The sequence below is a fragment of the Bartonella heixiaziensis genome (genome assembly GCF_046245125.2).
Classification (GTDB): Bacteria; Pseudomonadota; Alphaproteobacteria; order Rhizobiales; family Rhizobiaceae; genus Bartonella; species Bartonella heixiaziensis.
In genome coordinates, this window is the sequence record NZ_CP176404.1 from 550,507 (window position 1) to 568,800 (window position 18,294).

The window sequence follows — 18,294 nt, forward strand, 5'->3', positions numbered from 1 at the left end:
AGACTCTAACGTTGGTTTATTGGTCAAAAGTAGGTATTATAACGAGTTTTTTTGGTTGTTCTGTGGGATAGTAATGGGGTTGGTTTAACAGATGGAAGATGGGCGGTTTATAACTCATAAAATCAGCAAAACGATTGGTCTAAGAATTGTTTTTTTCTCCACCTGTTAACCATTGTATACAGTCATTCAAAGCTCTAGCAGTTAGTGCTTGTTTTTTTGCTATTTTTTTTTCTTTGCTTGGCAAGCGTTTTCCTGAATGATTGACAGAAGCAATAGGTGGAAAAAGTCCAAAATTGATATTCATTGGTTGAAAGGATTTTTTTTCTGTTTCTTCCATTACAATGTGTCCGCCTGTAATATGATTCAAAAGAGCTCCTAACGCTGTGGTTGGTGGTGGTAAGCAAGGGCAGTTATGGCTATACTCAGCGGCGGCAAAACGTCCAGCGAGAAGCCCTATTGCAGATGATTCTACATAACCTTCACATCCGGTAATTTGCCCTGCAAAGCGCAGTTTTGGCCTTTGTTTTAAACGAAGAGTTTGATCAAGAATGATGGGTGAGTTGAGATAGGTATTGCGGTGAAGTCCCCCAAGGCGTGCAAACTCAGCTTTCTCAAGACCAGGGATCATTCTAAAAATGCGAATTTGTTCACCATATTTCAGTTTTGTTTGAAAGCCGACCATATTATAAAGGGTTCCAAGCTTATTGTCTTGGCGTAATTGGACAACGGCGTAGGCTTTAACTGTGGGGTTATGGGCATTGGTTAATCCCATAGGTTTCATGGGGCCATGCCTTAAAGTTTCAAGTCCACGTTCTGCCATAACTTCGATTGGTAGGCATCCATCAAAATAAGGTGTTTTTTCAAAGTCGCGGAACTCTGTTTTTTCCGCATTTTTCAGGGCTTGAACAAATGCTTCATATTGTCCTTTATCAAGGGGACAATTAAGGTAATCTTTTCCTGTCCCTTCAGGGCCGATTTTATCATAGCGAGATTGATACCAACAAACATTCATGTCAATACTATCGGTATAGATAATAGGTGCGATAGCATCAAAAAAAGAGAGTGATTCTGTTCCAGTTATTGCTTGTATTGCTTGAGCGAGAGCTGGTGAGGTAAGGGGGCCCGTTGCAATAATAATGTGATGCCAATCATCAGGGATCTCTCGAATTTCTTCACGTTCTATCGCTATAAGAGGATGATTTTCGAGTGCTTCTGTAACGTTTTTTGAAAATTCATCGCGATCAACGGCAAGTGCACTTCCTGCTGGTACTTTATTGGCATCCGCAGCCTTCATAATCAAGGATTTTGCTAATCGCATTTCAGTATGGAGAAGTCCTACGGCATTTGTTGAGGAATCATCAGAACGGAACGAATTTGAACAGACCAATTCTGCAAGTTTATCGGTTTTATGGGCATCAGATTTCTTTTGAGGCCGCATTTCATGCAAAATAACGGGGATTCCTGATTGAGCGATTTGCCAGCTTGCTTCACACCCTGCCAGACCGCCACCTATAATATGGATTGGAGTATTGAACATATTTAACATAATCTGCTTTTAGCGGAAGCAGTTCTATCTGAAAAGCATAGATTTTATTTTTATAATTTGTAAGAATGAGGTGTATTTAGCTTTTTGAATATATTTATTTGCTTTTTTTCTTTAATTAGTGGTATAGAAACGCCGCTTATATAAGGTTACTGGCTTGTAAGTTTGAGCGCGGATGTGGCGAAATTGGTAGACGCACCAGATTTAGGTTCTGGCGGGAGACCGTGGGGGTTCGAGTCCCTCCATCCGCACCAATGGAGTTCCTTGAACGCTACGGATTACTACGTGTCTGGGATTCCGCTTCATGGTGATTTGACACTCCAGTGTTAGAATGTAATTATTATCAGAGTGGGGTTATCCCTCTCTTTAGAAGAATGAAGGTTGTTTGATGCAGGTTACCGAGACGCTTAATGAAGGACTGAAGCGCGAAATTAAGATCGTGGTTCCGGCGAGAGATTTAGAAGAAAAATTAAATGAACGGTTGGATGATACCAAAGGTAAAGTCAAACTTAACGGTTTTCGTCCCGGTAAGGTACCTGCTGGATACCTACGAAAGATGTATGGCAAGTCTTTTATGGCGGAAATTCTTAATGAGATTGTGAGCGAGGCGCCCCGTTCTATTTTAGCTGACCGCAATGAACGTTCAGCGATGCAGCCGCAAATTGATATAGATGAAGATGAAAAAATTCTGGATGGTAAAGCCGATTTTGTTTTCAGTTTAAAGTATGAAGTTTTGCCAAAATTTGAAATTAAAGACTTTGAACATATTGAAATTATTCGTGAAATTGCATCTGTTCCTGAACAAGAGATTGATGCACAAGTAGAGCGCGTCCTTTCTTCTACCCGTAGTTATTCGCTAAAAGAGGGAGCTGCTGAAGAAGGAGATCGTATTACAATAGATTATTTAGGAAAGCTTGAGGGGGTTCCATTTGAGGGGGGAGCAGGTAGTGATGCGCAGCTGATTCTAGGGTTAAAACAATTTATTCCTGGGTTTGAAGAACAATTGGTTGGCGTGAAAGCAGGTGATACGAAAACGATTTCTGTTAAATTTCCTGATAATTACAATGCAGCACATTTGGCTGGTAAGGATGCAGAATTTGATATCACTGTTAAATCCGTCTCTAAACCGGATGCATTAAAGGTTGATGATGAAGCAGCACAAAAAGTTGGTCTAGAGTCTCTAGAGCGCTTACGTGAGGTTGTTCGTGGGCAAATAGAAAGTCAATATGGCACAATGACTCGTCAAAAAATTAAGCGTCAAATTCTTGATGCTTTAGATGCTGATTATAGTTTTGAAATTCCTGAAGGACTTTTGGAAATTGAATTTAGTAATATATGGGCTCAGGTTAATGACGATTTAAAAAAGGCTGGACGCAGTTTCGAAGATGAAGGTGTTACAGAGGAGCAGGCGCGAGAAGAATATCGTGTGCTTGCGCAGCGGCGTGTTCGTCTTGGTTTGGTGCTTTCTGAAATTGGTATGAAGGTTGGTATTAAAATAAGTGAAGATGAACTAAAGGCAGCAGTTTTTGATCAGGTTCGCCAATATCCTGGACAAGAGAAAGAGATTATGGATTTTTTCCGTAAAACACCGGAAGCTGTTGCAAATCTGCGTGCTCCGATCTTCGAAGAAAAAGTCATTGACCATTTGTTAGCACGGATAAAAGTCACAGATAAAGAAGTGACAGTTGAAGAACTGATGAAGGAACATGATGAATTAGATTTAACGGAAAAAAAGCCGGTAAAGAAAAAATCTGCAGTGAAAGAAAAAGGCGAAAAAAAGGCTCCAGCCAAGAAAAAAACGCCTAAAAAAGATTAATTATTTACCTCAAGAGAATAGCCCGACTAAAAGGGCTTCTTTTATTAGATTTATATCCTAGGTTTGCACTTAGAGTAGTTTTAGATTAGCCATCGGATATATTTTAAATATTGATAATGGATTGGCAATGGGAATCATTGATACGCGGACTCCTGCTTCTAAGCGTTTTATTTCTGGGCTTACAGGTGATTGGGAAATCATCATTGGCATGGAGGTTCATGCGCAAATCATATCAAGTTCAAAGCTTTTTTCAGGTGCCTCAACCAAGTTTGGTGCTGAACCGAACAATCACGTATCACTTATTGATGCAGCTATGCCAGGTATGTTACCTGTTATTAACCAAGAATGTGTTCGTCAAGCAGTTCGAACGGGTTTAGGTTTGAAAGCTAACATTAATCTAAAGTCTGTTTTTGATCGTAAGAATTATTTTTATCCGGACTTACCACAGGGATATCAAATTTCTCAATTTCGCTCTCCGATTGTAGGTGAGGGAAAGATTATTATATCTGTTGGACCAGATTCAAATGGGCAGTTTGAAGACATTGAAGTCGGGATTGAAAGATTACACCTTGAACAAGATGCAGGAAAATCGATGCATGATCAGCATCCAACAATGTCTTTTGTTGATCTTAATCGTGCTGGCGTCGCTCTTATGGAAATTGTTTCTAAACCGGATATGCGTTCAGCAGATGAAGCCAAAGCCTATATGACAAAATTACGTACAATTGTTCGTTATTTGGGTACCTGCGATGGCAATATGGATGAGGGTTCCATGCGTGCGGATGTTAACGTATCAGTTCGTCGTCCTGGTAAAGATTTTGGGACGCGTTGTGAGATCAAAAATGTAAATTCTATTCGCTTCATTGGTCAAGCGATTGAATATGAGGCACGTCGTCAGATTGCAATTTTAGAAGAGGGGGGTGTCATAGATCAAGAAACTCGGCTTTTTGACGCCGCTAAAGGTGAAACGCGGTCTATGCGTTCAAAGGAAGAAGCGCATGATTATCGTTATTTTCCTGATCCTGATCTCTTGCCATTAGAATTTGATCAAGCTTTTGTGGATGCTTTGGCAGCAGAATTGCCCGAATTGCCTGATGATATAAAGACACGTTTCGTCAACGAGATGGGATTAACAGTATATGATGCTTCCATTCTTGTGACAGAAAAAGCCATTGCTGATTATTTTGAAAAAGTAGCGCATGGGCGTGATGGAAAAACGGTTGCCAATTGGGTGATTAATGATCTTTTGGGCGCCTTAAATAAAGATAATCTTGAGATTGAAGAGACACCAATAAGACCAGATCAATTGGGAGCCATTATTGATCTTATTAAAGAAGGGACTATTTCTGGAAAAATTGCCAAAGATCTGTTTGAAATTATTTGGAATGAAGGTGGAGATCCGCGTCAGATTGTAGAAGAACGCAATATGAAGCAGGTGACAGATACAAAGGCAATTGAGAGAGCTGTTGATGAAATCATTGCTAATAATTCTGATAAAGTTGCACAAGCAAAACAGAAACCCGCTTTGAGTGGTTGGTTTATTGGACAGGTAATGAAGGCAACAGGTGGTAAAGCAAATCCTCAAACTGTTAATGAACTGGTTAAAGCAAAACTTGGTATAGATTAATATTATGGGTTGGAGAAAAGTCCATAAATGTGATATCTCTTATAGCTGTGGAACCAAAATTTAAGATTTTCTATCAAATGAAATTGTGCTTGATTTTATCGATAAGTTTTATTTTCAGTAATTTCAAGTACCATAATAGGCTTATTCCAACGGTTCATTTTGTAGGTATGCTAAGAAATGGAATAAAGGATGACTAGTTTTTTTAAGCAAGTCTTTACATGGTGGAATGGTAATACCATCAATACGCGCTTTTTTACGTGGTGCAGAGGCACGCGTGTAGGGGAGGACCAGTTTGGAAATATTTATTATGAGGGCGGCACTCATAAGGATGGTTATAGGCGTCGTTGGGTAATTTATAAAGGTTATTCTGAAGCTTCTACTATTCCTCCAGGTTGGCATGGTTGGATTCATCATCGTTGTGATAGTCCCCCTACGCAGGAGAATTATCGACCGTATGAATGGGAAAAGCCTCATGTTGCTAATATGACAGGGACGAATGCGGCTTATCGACCAAAGAGTTCAATTGTTCATAATGGTAAGCGTCCTTGTGTATATGAAGATTATGATGCGTGGTCGCCTAAAAAATAACGTGTTTTAGTGCGTGAGCGTATTTTTTTATTTTGCACTATTTTGTAATGAGAGTTTTTTTAGATGCGATTGATTTGATGTTATGAGTTTTTTTTTACTGCCAAGGTTTAAGCATTTTTTTTGTGCTTTTTTCATCGGAATTATAGTTTTCTTATCTTCAATGAGTGGAGTGCAAGCTGCACGTGTAAGCAATGGAATTGCTGTTTTTTCGGGGCTTGATAAAATTACTGGGCGGACTACGCGTTTTGAAGTTTCTCTTGGTGAGGTTTATCAATACGGCGCTTTGCAGGTGACGCCACGAGTGTGCTATACAAGTTCCAAAGATGAGCCGACCCGTACAACTGGTTTTGTTGAAGTCAATGAGGTAGCGTTAGATAAAAAGGTGCGGCGTATTTTTACAGGGTGGATGTTTGCAGATAGTCCTGGATTGAATGCTGTAGAGCATCCTATTTATGATGTGTGGTTAAAAGATTGCAAACAAAACGCTCAAAATCTGTCTCTTCAATGATCTATTATACAAAGTTATATCCTGAAATTGACGCATTATTTTATTTACTTTTTAAGTCTTCTATACAGATTTTTAAAAATTTTAGTGCTAAAATTCCGAAATTAAGAGCTCGTTAATATTTTTACTTTGGTGTTTAAGAAGCAGATTGTCTCTTTTGGTTGATGGTAATTTTCTTGGAATTGTTGATTATCAAATTATCTAAAAGATAAGGCATTGTTCTTCTATAGAAAGAACAGAGATTAATTATATGCACTTTGATTCTAGAGAAGGTTTAGTTCTTTCATTTTTATTGATATGTGCATTAAATAGATTAGCAATCAGGACTATGCTATTGATACAATAAAAATTTTAGCTAATTAAAAAATCTCAATTTGAGTTTATAATGGTGCAGCAATTTTGTGGGTGATATTCTTTATATCCATTTTTTTAATATTTTGTATAAGATACAAGAACATTTTCACGATGAAATATTCGAAATTTAGGAGCAAGCGTCGAAGAAATGTAAGTTTAAGTTCGGTTCTTCATTACCAAAACTAATATAGCTGTTTTGTTCAAAGAACTATCAATTTTATAAAGAGTACGAGATTTTATATAATGAAAGATGCTGACCACCAACATAATAATACTCTTTTTTTATCAAAACAGCCTAAAGAACCATTGCTAAATGTTCCATTTATTATAGTGATTTTGATAACACTTTGTTTTTGTATTTATTTTATTCCTCAGTATTTTTTTTCTGATCAGCTCTATGTTAAAAGCTGTGAGTTTTTTTCATTTACACCGGTGTTATTCAAGGCAGATCCTTTAACATTTGGTCATACTATTATGAGTTATTCATTTATGCATGGTAGTTTTGAACATATTGCTATTAATATGGCTTGGCTTTTGGTTTTTGGCTCTCCTTTGGTAAGGCATTTTGGCAATTTACGTTTTTTAATTTTTTGGATATTAACAGCAGCTATTTCTGCGTTGACTTATTTTATGTTTCATCAAGATAGTATAGTATCGCTTGTTGGGGCGTCGGGTGCAGTTTCTGGAATGATGGGTGCTATTGCCCGTTATGGCTTTTCCCCTGTTCATTTAGGGATCAGTACAAAGAATGAAAGATTTATTGGCTCTTTGTGGTCGATAAAAAAAGCGCTTTGTTCGAGGACTGTGCTGATTTATGTTGGCGTATGGCTGATTATTAATTTTATCGTAGGAATTTTCTCCTCTCTGTTTGAAGGAGATAATCTTTCAATCGCATGGGAAGCTCATATTGGCGGGCTTTTTTCAGGCTTTTTGTTGGTTGGCTTTTTTGATATTTCGCCTGATAAAGAAAAAATTACAGTCTAAGATATTTATGCGCTGCATAGAGCGCTATTGTTGCTGCGTTTGAAACATTTAATGATTTAATATCTCCAGGCATATCAAGGCGTGTTAAGGCGTGAACAGTTTCACGTGTTTTTTTACGTAAGCCTTTCCCTTCTGCTCCTAAAACAAGAGCAATTTTTTCGCCTGTTAATGCTGTTTCTAGAGGGTGTTCGCCTTCTGAATCGAGGCCAAAGCTGATAAAACCTGATTTATGGAGTTCTTGAAGTGCGTCGGCGAGGTTTCGTACGGTGATATAATTAATCATCTCTAAGGCTCCTGAGGCAGCTTTGGCGAGAACGCCGCTTTCTTGGGGAGAGTGACGACAGGTGGTGATGAGTGCTCCAGCTTTAAAAGCAACCGCAGAACGCATAATAGCTCCAACATTATGTGGATCGGTGATTTGATCCATTACAATGATAAGATCAGTATTCGTTAGTTCAGATAATTGACATGGTTTGAGGGGGGCAGTTTCGATAACAATACCTTGATGAACCGCATCACTTCCAACAAGCGAATCAAGTTGTTTGGGTGTGCATAAGGTAATGGGACAGGGAAAATTTGATTCGGGTATATTTAATCGTTTTAAGGCGTTTGGTGTGACATAGAGATGATTAAAAACCCTTTTAGGATTTTTAAAAGCTGCATAAACTGAGTGGATACCATAAAGACGGATTGTTCCTTCGTTTAAGCGGGGCGTTTTCTGTTTCATGCGCGTTGTGAGCGGAGAGGAAAAACCTTTTGTATCGTGAGATCGACGCCGTAGACGAGCATAGTGAGATTTTTTTGATGTTTTTTCTTTCATATTTTCTTTATAGCGTGTTAATAACAAAAGTAGAGAGAAAAAATCTGTGGTTTGAAATTATTAGGAGGAATTTTGCACGGAATTGTATTTATTCTGTTGACAGATACGATAGTAATCGGCATAACCACCCCGCAGCCGATTTCAATTGGATAAGTGATTAGAATTTGGTTGTAGTGATGCCTCATCGCGCAACTTTGACGATGTAATGGAGGGGTGCCCGAGTGGTTAAAGGGGGCGGACTGTAAATCCGTTGCGTATGCTACGTTGGTTCGAATCCAACCCCCTCCACCATTCATCGAAGGAGAGTTATTACATAGTGTGCGGGTATAGCTCAATGGTAGAGCAGCAGCCTTCCAAGCTGAATATGCGGGTTCGATTCCCGCTACCCGCTCCAGACAGTTGTTGATGCTAGACGGGTTGTTGGTGATTGGCGGGTGGTCATGGTGGAGAAATATTTCCATCATAAATTGGGCGAAATTCACCGCCTAAAAGTTTTAATAATTGGGCTGTTGTTGTATCAGTCCGATGTGATTCAGTTCTGGAGTTCTGTTTCTGGGTGCTAACAAAACAAGAGATTGATAAAAATGGCAAAGAGCAAATTTGAACGTACGAAGCCGCATGTTAATATTGGTACGATTGGTCACGTTGATCATGGGAAGACCTCGTTAACGGCAGCGATTACGAAATATTTTGGTGAATTTAAAGCGTATGACCAAATTGATGCGGCACCAGAGGAGCGTGCCCGTGGAATTACGATTTCTACGGCGCATGTTGAATATGAAACAGAGAAGCGTCATTATGCGCATGTTGATTGTCCTGGGCACGCGGATTATGTGAAGAACATGATCACAGGAGCGGCGCAGATGGATGGTGCGATTTTGGTTGTTTCAGCAGCAGATGGTCCGATGCCTCAGACGCGTGAGCACATTCTTTTAGCGCGTCAGGTTGGTGTTCCAGCGATTGTCGTTTTTCTCAATAAGGTTGATCAGGTTGATGATGCTGAACTTTTGGAGCTTGTTGAACTTGAAGTACGTGAGCTTTTATCAAAGTATGATTTCCCAGGTGATGATATTCCAATCGTTAAAGGTTCAGCGTTGGCAGCCCTTGAAGATAAAGATAAAAGCATTGGTGAAGATGCCGTTCGTCTTTTAATGAGTGAAGTTGATAATTATATCCCAACACCTGAGCGTCCTGTTGATCAGCCGTTTTTGATGCCGATAGAAGATGTTTTTTCGATATCGGGTCGTGGAACTGTTGTGACTGGTCGTGTTGAGCGTGGTGTTATTAAAGTTGGTGAGGAAATCGAGATTATCGGTATTCGTCCAACTTCTAAGACGACAGTTACTGGTGTTGAGATGTTCCGTAAACTTTTGGATCAGGGGCAGGCAGGTGATAATATTGGTGCGCTGCTTCGTGGTGTTGATCGTGAAGGGATTGAGCGCGGGCAAGTTTTGGCGAAGCCTGGTTCAGTTACACCTCATACACGGTTTAAGGCAGAAGCTTACATTTTGACGAAAGATGAAGGTGGTCGTCATACACCATTTTTTACCAATTATCGTCCACAGTTCTACTTTCGGACAACGGATGTGACAGGGATTGTTACGCTTCCAGAGGGTACAGAGATGGTTATGCCTGGTGACAATGTTGCGATGGATGTGTCTTTGATTGTTCCAATAGCAATGGAGGAGAAGCTTCGTTTCGCTATTCGTGAAGGTGGTCGTACTGTTGGTGCAGGTATCGTTTCTAAGATCATTGAGTAAATACTGGTTTTTGAAAGTTTATTAAAGGTCTTTTAATTTTAAGAATTAGGGGTATAGCTCAGTTGGTAGAGCGGCGGTCTCCAAAACCGCAGGTCGCGGGTTCAAGCCCTGCTGCCCCTGCCAAAGGAGAAAAAATTTGGCTGTAAGGAGGTGGATTTAAACTACCTTCTTCGCTTTTTTTTGTATGGGGCTTGTTTTTTTGTCCATGAATCGGTATTGAGTAGAGAATGAGGAAGCTGCATAAAGCTGAAGATTGGCTTTTTACATTTTTATCATATTTATTTTGTTATATAAATTACAATAGAATTATGGAAAGAGTATTCAGAAAGAGTATAGTGTGACTGATGGCATCTAAAACCAATCCAATTACCTTCTTAAAGCAGGTTTATGCAGAAACAGCTAAAGTGAAGTGGCCTACGCGTCGTGAGACGGTGATTTCCACTTTTATGGTGTTGTTGGTGACGGCGTTGGCTTCAGCTTTCTTTTTTATTGTGGATCAGGTTATGCATTTTGGTGTTTGGCAAGGTATTGATCTTCTAAAGTATCTTTTTGGTTGATAGTGCAAGGAAGTGTGACTGTGGCTGCTCGTTGGTATATTGTTCAAGCATATTCAAATTTTGAAAAGAAAGTAGCGGAAGCTATTGACAAGGAAGCAAAACAAAAAGGACTTGATCATTTTTTTGAAAAGATTTTTGTTCCCACAGAGCGTGTTGTTGAGGTTCGTCGTGGACGTAAGGTTGATACGGAGCGGAAATTTTTCCCAGGTTATGTTCTTGTTTGTGCTGAGTTGACAGATGAGGTTTATCATCTCATTAAGAATACTCCTAAAGTGACAGGTTTTTTAGGTTCAGATTCGCGTCCTGTTCCCATTTCTGATCGAGAAGCTGAACAAATTCTTAAACAAGTTCAGGAAGGTGTTGATTCTCCAAAGTCTTCGGTGTTATTTGAAGTTGGAGAGCAAGTGCGTGTTGCTGATGGCCCTTTTGTTTCGTTTAATGGAGTTGTTCAAGAGGTTGAAGAAGAGCGCTCTCGCCTTAAGGTTGAGGTGCTGATTTTTGGGCGTCCTACGCCTGTTGATTTGGAGTTTGGTCAGGTTGAAAAACTCTGATTAAACTTAGGGTGGTTTTAATCACTTTAAGTAATTGGTGGGAGGTGATTTATGGCTTTTGTCAGCTTAATGATCCGAACCACTTGACTGCAGCCGGTAGCGAGTAAAGTTAATTGTTAGTTTACCAGTGAAATTGAAGGCAGATTGTTATGGCAAAAAAAAGTATAGGTCAGCTTAAGCTGCAGGTTCCTGCAGGAGCGGCTACCCCGTCTCCCCCGATTGGTCCTGCTCTCGGTCAGCGTGGTATTAATATCATGGAATTTTGTAAGGCGTTTAATGCGGCTACGCAGGAAATGGAAAAGGGGGCGCCGATTCCAGTAGTTATCACGTATTACCAAGATAAGTCTTTCACGTTTTCTCTCAAGACACCTCCTGTATCATTTTTCTTGAAGAAGGAAGCAAATTTGAAATCTGGCTCGAAAGAGCCTGGTAAGCTGTCTGTAGGGAGTATCTCTCGCGATAAAATTCGTTCAATTGCGCAAGCAAAGATGAAGGATCTTAATGCAAATGATATTGAGGCAGCGATGCGCATGGTTGAAGGTTCTGCTCGCTCTATGGGCTTGGAAGTGGTGGGCTAACGTTATGGGAAAAGTAGCAAAGAGAATAAAAAATATCCGCAAAGATGTTGATTTTAATCAACTTTACTCTTTAAAAGATGCGGTTTCGATGGTTAAAGAGCGTGCGGTTGCTAAGTTTGATGAAACAATTGAGATTTCAATGAACTTGGGTGTTGATCCTCGTCATGCAGATCAAATGGTTCGGGGTGTTGCTCATTTACCCAATGGAACTGGGCGCAAAGTCCGTGTTGCTGTTTTTGCACGTGGTGATAAAGCTGAGGAAGCTAAGGCTGCTGGTGCAGATGTTGTGGGAGCTGAAGATTTGTTTGAGAGCATTAATGGCGGAACGATTGATTTTGATCGTTGTATTGCAACGCCAGATATGATGCCTCTTGTTGGTCGTCTTGGTAAGATTCTTGGTCCACGGAGTTTGATGCCAAATCCCAAAGTTGGTACTGTGACACTTGACGTTGCCAATGCTGTTAAAGCTTCTAAAGGTGGAGCTGTTGAATTTCGCGTTGAAAAAGCTGGTATTGTGCATGCTGGTATCGGTAAGGCTTCTTTTGGGGGGGAGAAGATAGTAGAAAATATTAAAGCTTTTGCCAGTGCGGTTATTAAAGCTAAACCGCAAGGTGCAAAAGGTGAATATATTAAACGTGTTGCAATTTCTTCTACTATGGGGGTTGGAATTAAAGTTGATCCTGCAACCGTTCGTTCGGAATAGTTATAAGCAGATTTGTGATTTTATTTTGGGGTGTGTGAATATCAAAAATGTATTTAGGGTGTCGCTTTTAGTCGACATTCAGTTATCTGAGCTTTATTGAGCTTAGGTTATACCGGAAGAAATTCCGGAATATCCTGTCCGAGATTGTGGGTGATACTCTTTGAGTGTCTTAATCACAAAAAGCCTGCATGAGACTGGGGTAAAAACTACAGAGTTTAAAGACTTAAAGGGTTTGAGCCAAGGTTGCCTTTGATCGTTATGCGTGAAAAAGGGGACAGGATCCTCATCGATAGCATAAAGTGTTTTATGTTATCAAAGGTAACCAACAGGTTTGCTTTAAGCAAATCTGTTAAATGGAGAGAGACAGTGAATAGAGCGGAAAAACGCGAGTTTGTTACATGGCTTAACGAGGCTTTTCGAAAGTCTGGTTCTGTTGTTGTTGCACATTATTCCGGTCTGACAGTTTCACAGATGAACGATCTTCGTTCAAAAATGGGTGAAGCTGGCGGTGCCGTTAAAGTCGCCAAAAACCGTCTTGCTAAAATCGCTCTTCAGGGCACGGAATCTGAATCAATAGTGGGTTTGTTTACTGGGCAGACACTTATTGCTTATTCAGAAGATCCGATTACAGCACCGAAAGTTGCTGTTGATTTTGCGAAAACCAATGACAAATTAGTCATCCTTGGCGGTTCAATGGGTGCAACAAATTTGAGTGTAGATGCTGTGAAGTCTTTGGCTTCATTACCTTCACTCAACGAGTTGCGGGCGAAACTTATTGGTATGGTTTCTACGCCTGCGACCCGTATTGCACAGGTTGTTAATGCACCCGCTGGTCAGGTTGCACGTGTCATTGGCGCATATGCTCAGGAGGGTAAAGCGGCTTAAGGCTGTTTATATTCATGGTGATGGAAGAGCTTGGATGCTTTTCTATTTTTTGAATAAGTTCTAAACAATGGTTCGAATCTTTTAATTGAAGGAATTTTAAAATGGCTGATCTAGCGAAGATCGTAGAAGAGCTTTCTAACCTAACCCTTTTGGAAGCTGCTGAGCTTTCTAAGTTGTTGGAAGAAAAATGGGGTGTTTCGGCTGCTGCTCCTGTAGCTGTTGCTGCTGTTGCTGGTGCTGCTGCTCCAGCTGCTGAAGAAAAAACAGAATTTGATGTTATTCTTGTTGAAGGTGGCGCTCAGAAAATTAATGTCATTAAGGAAGTTCGTGCTCTTACGGGGCTTGGCCTTAAAGAAGCCAAGGATCTGGTTGAGGGAGCACCTAAACCTATTAAAGAGGGTGCTTCTAAAGACGAAGCGGAAAAAATTAAATCTCAACTTGAAGCTGCTGGTGCTAAAGTTGAACTGAAGTAATTTTGGTTTTATCGGCGGGCATTCATGTTCGCCGATTTCCTTTCTCCCGGAAGGAGAAAAGGTTATTAGAGAAGCCCTTTTTCCTAACAGTTCAGTAGCTGTAACGGATATGGGTTTTACTCCTGGTGCCCCCCAGTGTAGAGCCAAATAAATCAATGGCTGGTGTTAATGGGGCGAGTTGATGATGCTCGCTATCGAGTATCAAATGAACTGGTCTGCATGTGCAGGTTAATGATGTAAAGCTTTCAAGGTTTAGTCTGCCTTGAAGAGTAAAGATCGAGGAGCGACGATGGCTCAGACCCTAGCAATGACGTCTCAATTCAATGGTCGTAAGCGCGTACGCAAGTTTTTTGGTAAGATTCCTGAAGTGGCGGAAATGCCAAATCTTATAGAGGTTCAAAAAGCATCATACGATCAGTTTCTCATGATTGAGGAACCGAAAGGCGGGCGTCCAGATGAAGGCTTGCAGGCTGTTTTTAAATCGGTATTTCCTATTTCCGATTTTTCCGGTACAGCTATGCTCGAGTTTGTTGGTTATGAATTTGATTTACCAAAATTTGATGTTGAAGAATGTCGTCAGCGTGATTTAACGTATGCTGCACCATTAAAAGTCATATTGCGTTTAATCGTTTTTGATGTTGATGAGGATACTGGATCAAAAGATATTAAAGATATTAAAGAGCAGGGCGTTTATATGGGTGATATGCCTTTAATGACGACCAATGGTACCTTTATCGTTAATGGTACTGAGCGTGTTATTGTTTCACAGATGCATCGTTCTCCTGGTGTCTTTTTTGATCACGATAAAGGAAAGTCACATTCATCTGGAAAGTTTCTTTTTGCTGCTCGTGTTATTCCTTATCGTGGCTCTTGGCTTGATATTGAGTTTGATGCTAAGGACATCATCTATGCTCGTATTGATCGGCGACGCAAGATTCCTGTTACGAGTCTTTTGATGGCATTAGGGATGGATGCATCGGATATTTTGTCGACTTTTTATAATAAAGTTGCCTATGAGCGGGATGGAGAGGGATGGCGTATTCCTTATTCTGTTGATCGCTTTAAAGGAATGAAGCTTGTTTCTGATCTCGTAGATGCAGATAGTGGTGAAGTTGTTGCGGAAGCTGGTAAAAAGCTGACGGTTCGTGCGGCGAAGACTTTAGCAGAAAAAGGTCTAAAAGCGGTTAAAGTTAGTGAGGACGATTTATTAGGGTCCTATCTGGCAGAAGATATAGTCAATTATGAGACAGGTGAGATTTATCTTGAAGCTGGTGATGAAATTGACGAAAAAGCACTAAAGGTTTTGTTTGATGTTAATGCGGATCAAATTAATATTCTTGATATTGATCATATGAATATTGGGGCATATATCCGCAACACTTTAAAAGTGGATAAAAATGAGAGTCGGCAGGATGCATTATTTGATATTTACCGGGTAATGCGTCCAGGCGAGCCACCAACAATAGATACAGCAGAAGCGATGTTCCATTCGTTATTTTTTGATCCGGAGCGTTATGATCTTTCGGCTGTTGGGCGTGTTAAGATGAATTTGCGTATGGATCTTGATTGTCCAGACACAGTTCGCGTTTTGCGTCAAGAAGATATTCTCGCTGTTGTTAAGCTGCTGGTTGAATTACGTGATGGTCGCGGGGAAATTGATGACATTGATAACCTTGGCAATCGTCGCGTTCGTTCCGTTGGGGAGTTAATGGAAAATCAGTATCGCATTGGTTTGCTCCGTATGGAGCGTGCTATAAAAGAGCGTATGTCATCGGTTGAAATTGATACCGTTATGCCACAAGACTTAATTAACGCAAAGCCTGCTGCAGCAGCGGTCCGCGAGTTTTTTGGGTCTTCGCAATTATCGCAGTTTATGGACCAAACCAATCCATTGTCAGAAATTACCCATAAACGTCGTCTTTCTGCTCTTGGTCCAGGTGGTTTGACTCGCGAGCGTGCAGGTTTCGAAGTTCGTGACGTACATCCTACGCATTATGGTCGTATTTGTCCCATTGAAACACCGGAAGGTCCTAATATCGGTCTGATTAACTCTTTAGCAACCTTTGCGCGGGTTAATAAATATGGTTTTATTGAAAGTCCATACCGCAAAATTATTGATGGTAAAGTAACTACAGAAGTTATCTATCTTTCCGCTATGGAAGAGTCAAAGCATTATGTGGCTCAGGCTAATTCTTCATTAGATGCTGAAGGGCGCTTTACAGAAGAGTTTGTTGTTTGCCGTCATGCGGGTGAAGTTTTGATGGCACCGCGGGATCATGTTGATTTAATGGATGTTTCCCCAAAACAGTTGGTTTCAGTGGCTGCTGCTCTTATTCCATTTTTGGAAAATGATGATGCGAATCGTGCACTTATGGGGTCGAACATGCAGCGTCAGGCAGTTCCACTTGTGCGTGCTGAAGCACCGTTTGTTGGTACGGGTATGGAAGCAATAGTAGCTTGCGATTCGGGGGCTGCTGTTGGTGCAAAGCGTGGTGGTATTGTTGATCAGGTTGATGCAACCCGTATTGTTATTCGTGCGACAGAAGATTTAGATCCTTCAAAATCTGGCGTTGATATTTACCGTTTACAGAAATTTCAGCGTTCTAATCAGTCTACTTGTATTAATCAGCGTCCTCTCGTACATGTTGGTGATAGGGTAGAAAAGGGTGATATTATTGCAGATGGTCCGTCTACGGATCTTGGTGATTTAGCTCTTGGGCGAAATGTGCTTGTGGCTTTTATGCCTTGGAATGGATATAATTACGAGGATTCCATTTTGTTATCCGAGCGCATTGTTGCCGATGATGTCTTTACCTCGATTCATATTGAAGAATTTGAGGTTGCAGCACGTGATACAAAGCTTGGTCCAGAAGAAATTACGCGCGATATTCCTAACGTTGCAGAAGAAGCGTTAAGGAATCTTGATGAGGCTGGTATTATCTATATTGGTGCTGAAGTTCAGCCCGGTGATATTTTGGTTGGTAAAATTACACCAAAGGGTGAAAGTCCTATGACGCCGGAAGAAAAACTTCTACGTGCGATTTTTGGAGAAAAGGCTTCAGATGTTCGTGATACTTCTATGCGGATGCCTCCTGGAACGTTTGGAACTGTTGTGGAAGTTCGTGTTTTTAACCGCCATGGTGTGGAGAAAGATGAACGTGCGATGGCAATTGAGCGTGAAGAAATTGAACGCTTAGCCAAAGATCGTGATGATGAACAATCGATTCTTGATCGCAATGTTTATGCACGTCTTTCCGATATGTTGGTAGGTAAAATTGCTGTAGACGGTCCAAAAGGCTTTGCGAAAAGTAAGAAGCTAGACAATACAATAATGGGGCAATATCCACGATCGCAATGGTGGCTGTTTGCTGTTGAAGATGAAAAGCTTCAGAATGAAATTGAAGCTTTGCGTAAGCAATATGATGAATCAAAAGAAGCGTTGCAACGTCGTTTTATGGATAAAGTTGAGAAGGTCCAAAGAGGCGATGAAATGCCCCCTGGTGTTATGAAGATGGTAAAGGTTTTTGTGGCTGTGAAACGCAAAATCCAACCAGGCGATAAGATGGCGGGACGTCATGGTAATAAGGGTGTTGTATCGCGGATTCTTCCAATAGAAGATATGCCATTTCTTGAGGATGGGACGCATGCTGATATCGTTTTGAATCCGCTTGGTGTACCTAGCCGTATGAATGTTGGTCAAATTCTTGAGACACATCTTGGTTGGGCATGTGCGGGTATGGGAAAGAAGATTGGTGATTTGATAGATTTGTATCAAGAGACTGGGGATATACTTCCTTTGCGTCAGCGTATTGAGAATCTCATGCCTGATAATGATCACAATGAACCAGTGCGTCAGTATGATAATGAAAGCCTTTACAAATTGGCTCTGCAGATGCGGAAAGGTGTTTCAATTGCAACGCCTGTTTTTGATGGAGCACATGAAGCTGATATCAATATGATGCTGGAAGAAGCAGGTTTGGATAGCTCAGGGCAGGTTACTCTTTATGATGGTCGTACTGGAGAACCTTTTGATCGTCCGGTGACGGTGGGTTATATTTACATGTTGAAATTACACCACCTTGTTGATGATAAAATTCATGCGCGTTCGATTGGACCATATTCGCTTGTTACGCAACAGCCATTGGGTGGTAAAGCACAATTTGGTGGTCAGCGTTTTGGTGAGATGGAGGTCTGGGCACTTGAAGCTTATGGTGCAGCATACACTTTGCAGGAGATGCTGACAGTGAAATCGGATGATGTGGCGGGTCGAACAAAAGTGTATGAGGCGATTGTACGTGGTGACGATACATTTGAGGCAGGTATACCTGAGAGCTTTAATGTGTTGGTAAAAGAAATGCGTTCACTCGCTCTTAATGTAGAACTTGATGATGCACGTGAACTTATTGCACAACGAGCATTGTCTGAGACAACAGAACAATAATTTTAAAGGAGCGTACTAGATAAAGAGTGCGCTCTGGTTGTTCTGAGAAGCTAAAGAAAGAAATTTCTATTAAGGTGACACAGACAGTTTAAAAAACAGGAACAGGTTT

General features: G+C 40.7%; 15 protein-coding genes and 4 tRNA genes. 17 read left to right on the plus strand and 2 right to left on the minus strand.

Annotated features, from left to right (window positions below; all coding sequences use genetic code 11):
* Positions 1-139: 139 nt before the first annotated feature.
* A complete protein-coding gene (gene trmFO / locus ACKC4Y_RS02385) occupies positions 140-1,546 on the minus strand; it encodes a methylenetetrahydrofolate--tRNA-(uracil(54)-C(5))-methyltransferase (FADH(2)-oxidizing) TrmFO (protein ID WP_409361810.1) in 1,407 nt (468 codons plus the stop codon).
* Between the two features lie 168 nt (positions 1,547-1,714).
* On the opposite strand from trmFO, the gene ACKC4Y_RS02390 reads away from it, so the two are divergent.
* The 6 genes from ACKC4Y_RS02390 (at position 1,715) to ACKC4Y_RS02415 (ending at position 7,417) form a co-directional block, all read left to right on the plus strand.
* Positions 1,715-1,797, plus strand: a tRNA-Leu gene (locus tag ACKC4Y_RS02390).
* Positions 1,798-1,931: 134 nt separating this feature from the next.
* Positions 1,932-3,359 carry a trigger factor gene (tig, locus tag ACKC4Y_RS02395; protein ID WP_409361811.1) on the plus strand — a complete coding sequence of 476 codons (1,428 nt, stop codon included), beginning with the start codon at positions 1,932-1,934 and terminating at the stop codon, positions 3,357-3,359.
* Positions 3,360-3,486: 127 nt separating this feature from the next.
* Positions 3,487-4,986: an Asp-tRNA(Asn)/Glu-tRNA(Gln) amidotransferase subunit GatB gene (gatB, locus tag ACKC4Y_RS02400; RefSeq protein ID WP_409361812.1), complete on the plus strand. Its 1,500-nt coding sequence runs from the start codon at positions 3,487-3,489 to the stop codon at positions 4,984-4,986.
* 189 nt (positions 4,987-5,175) lie between these two features.
* Complete coding sequence (locus ACKC4Y_RS02405; RefSeq protein ID WP_409361813.1) at positions 5,176-5,574, plus strand: NADH:ubiquinone oxidoreductase subunit NDUFA12; 399 nt, start codon at positions 5,176-5,178, stop codon at positions 5,572-5,574.
* Positions 5,575-5,656: 82 nt separating this feature from the next.
* Positions 5,657-6,082 (plus strand): DUF2155 domain-containing protein, encoded by a 426-nt coding sequence (locus ACKC4Y_RS02410; protein ID WP_409361814.1) that lies wholly within the window; start codon positions 5,657-5,659, stop codon positions 6,080-6,082.
* A gap of 594 nt (positions 6,083-6,676) precedes the next feature.
* A complete protein-coding gene (locus ACKC4Y_RS02415; protein WP_409361815.1) occupies positions 6,677-7,417 on the plus strand; it encodes a rhomboid family intramembrane serine protease in 741 nt (246 codons plus the stop codon).
* On the opposite strand, the gene ACKC4Y_RS02420 is transcribed toward ACKC4Y_RS02415, so the two are convergent.
* Positions 7,407-8,237: a TrmH family RNA methyltransferase gene (locus ACKC4Y_RS02420; RefSeq protein WP_409361816.1), complete on the minus strand. Its 831-nt coding sequence runs from the start codon at positions 8,235-8,237 to the stop codon at positions 7,407-7,409. The two genes, ACKC4Y_RS02415 and ACKC4Y_RS02420, sit on opposite strands and share 11 nt — an antisense overlap.
* Positions 8,238-8,444: 207 nt before the next feature.
* Here ACKC4Y_RS02420 and ACKC4Y_RS02425 point away from each other — a divergent pair.
* The 11 genes from ACKC4Y_RS02425 (at position 8,445) to rpoB (ending at position 18,185) form a co-directional block, all read left to right on the plus strand.
* Positions 8,445-8,528: transfer RNA gene (locus ACKC4Y_RS02425), tRNA-Tyr, on the plus strand.
* Between the two features lie 29 nt (positions 8,529-8,557).
* Positions 8,558-8,631 (plus strand) — tRNA-Gly (locus ACKC4Y_RS02430).
* A gap of 190 nt (positions 8,632-8,821) precedes the next feature.
* On the plus strand, positions 8,822-9,997 hold the full coding sequence (gene tuf / locus ACKC4Y_RS02435; RefSeq protein ID WP_078691533.1) for an elongation factor Tu: 1,176 nt from the start codon (positions 8,822-8,824) through the stop codon (positions 9,995-9,997).
* Between the two features lie 47 nt (positions 9,998-10,044).
* A tRNA-Trp gene (locus ACKC4Y_RS02440) sits at positions 10,045-10,120 on the plus strand.
* 221 nt (positions 10,121-10,341) lie between these two features.
* On the plus strand, positions 10,342-10,554 hold the full coding sequence (gene secE, locus ACKC4Y_RS02445; protein WP_409361817.1) for a preprotein translocase subunit SecE: 213 nt from the start codon (positions 10,342-10,344) through the stop codon (positions 10,552-10,554).
* 20 nt (positions 10,555-10,574) lie between these two features.
* On the plus strand, positions 10,575-11,105 hold the full coding sequence (nusG, locus tag ACKC4Y_RS02450; RefSeq protein ID WP_345116530.1) for a transcription termination/antitermination protein NusG: 531 nt from the start codon (positions 10,575-10,577) through the stop codon (positions 11,103-11,105).
* A 149-nt stretch (positions 11,106-11,254) separates the two neighbouring features.
* On the plus strand, positions 11,255-11,683 hold the full coding sequence (rplK, locus tag ACKC4Y_RS02455) for a 50S ribosomal protein L11 (RefSeq protein WP_409361818.1): 429 nt from the start codon (positions 11,255-11,257) through the stop codon (positions 11,681-11,683).
* Positions 11,684-11,687: 4 nt separating this feature from the next.
* Positions 11,688-12,386 carry a 50S ribosomal protein L1 gene (gene rplA, locus ACKC4Y_RS02460; RefSeq protein WP_409361819.1) on the plus strand — a complete coding sequence of 233 codons (699 nt, stop codon included), beginning with the start codon at positions 11,688-11,690 and terminating at the stop codon, positions 12,384-12,386.
* A 366-nt stretch (positions 12,387-12,752) separates the two neighbouring features.
* Positions 12,753-13,271, plus strand: coding sequence for a 50S ribosomal protein L10 (gene rplJ, locus ACKC4Y_RS02465; RefSeq protein ID WP_409361820.1), 519 nt, complete (start codon positions 12,753-12,755; stop codon positions 13,269-13,271).
* A 101-nt stretch (positions 13,272-13,372) separates the two neighbouring features.
* Positions 13,373-13,744, plus strand: coding sequence for a 50S ribosomal protein L7/L12 (gene rplL, locus ACKC4Y_RS02470; protein WP_409361821.1), 372 nt, complete (start codon positions 13,373-13,375; stop codon positions 13,742-13,744).
* A 289-nt stretch (positions 13,745-14,033) separates the two neighbouring features.
* Positions 14,034-18,185, plus strand: a complete 4,152-nt coding sequence (gene rpoB / locus ACKC4Y_RS02475; protein ID WP_409361822.1) for a DNA-directed RNA polymerase subunit beta — start codon at positions 14,034-14,036, stop codon at positions 18,183-18,185.
* Positions 18,186-18,294: the final 109 nt, after the last annotated feature.

Excerpts from the sequence above, each read along its gene's own strand:
- trmFO (WP_409361810.1), bottom strand. The coding sequence starts at position 1,546 with ATGTTAAATATGTTCAATACTCCAATCCATATTATAGGTGGCGGTCTG.
- tig (WP_409361811.1), top strand. The coding sequence starts at position 1,932 with ATGCAGGTTACCGAGACGCTTAATGAAGGACTGAAGCGCGAAATTAAG.
- gatB (WP_409361812.1), top strand. The coding sequence starts at position 3,487 with ATGGGAATCATTGATACGCGGACTCCTGCTTCTAAGCGTTTTATTTCT.
- ACKC4Y_RS02405 (WP_409361813.1), top strand. The coding sequence starts at position 5,176 with ATGACTAGTTTTTTTAAGCAAGTCTTTACATGGTGGAATGGTAATACC.
- ACKC4Y_RS02410 (WP_409361814.1), top strand. The coding sequence starts at position 5,657 with ATGAGTTTTTTTTTACTGCCAAGGTTTAAGCATTTTTTTTGTGCTTTT.
- ACKC4Y_RS02415 (WP_409361815.1), top strand. The coding sequence starts at position 6,677 with ATGAAAGATGCTGACCACCAACATAATAATACTCTTTTTTTATCAAAA.
- ACKC4Y_RS02420 (WP_409361816.1), bottom strand. The coding sequence starts at position 8,237 with ATGAAAGAAAAAACATCAAAAAAATCTCACTATGCTCGTCTACGGCGT.
- tuf (WP_078691533.1), top strand. The coding sequence starts at position 8,822 with ATGGCAAAGAGCAAATTTGAACGTACGAAGCCGCATGTTAATATTGGT.
- secE (WP_409361817.1), top strand. The coding sequence starts at position 10,342 with ATGGCATCTAAAACCAATCCAATTACCTTCTTAAAGCAGGTTTATGCA.
- rplK (WP_409361818.1), top strand. The coding sequence starts at position 11,255 with ATGGCAAAAAAAAGTATAGGTCAGCTTAAGCTGCAGGTTCCTGCAGGA.
- rplA (WP_409361819.1), top strand. The coding sequence starts at position 11,688 with ATGGGAAAAGTAGCAAAGAGAATAAAAAATATCCGCAAAGATGTTGAT.
- rplL (WP_409361821.1), top strand. The coding sequence starts at position 13,373 with ATGGCTGATCTAGCGAAGATCGTAGAAGAGCTTTCTAACCTAACCCTT.
- rpoB (WP_409361822.1), top strand. The coding sequence starts at position 14,034 with ATGGCTCAGACCCTAGCAATGACGTCTCAATTCAATGGTCGTAAGCGC.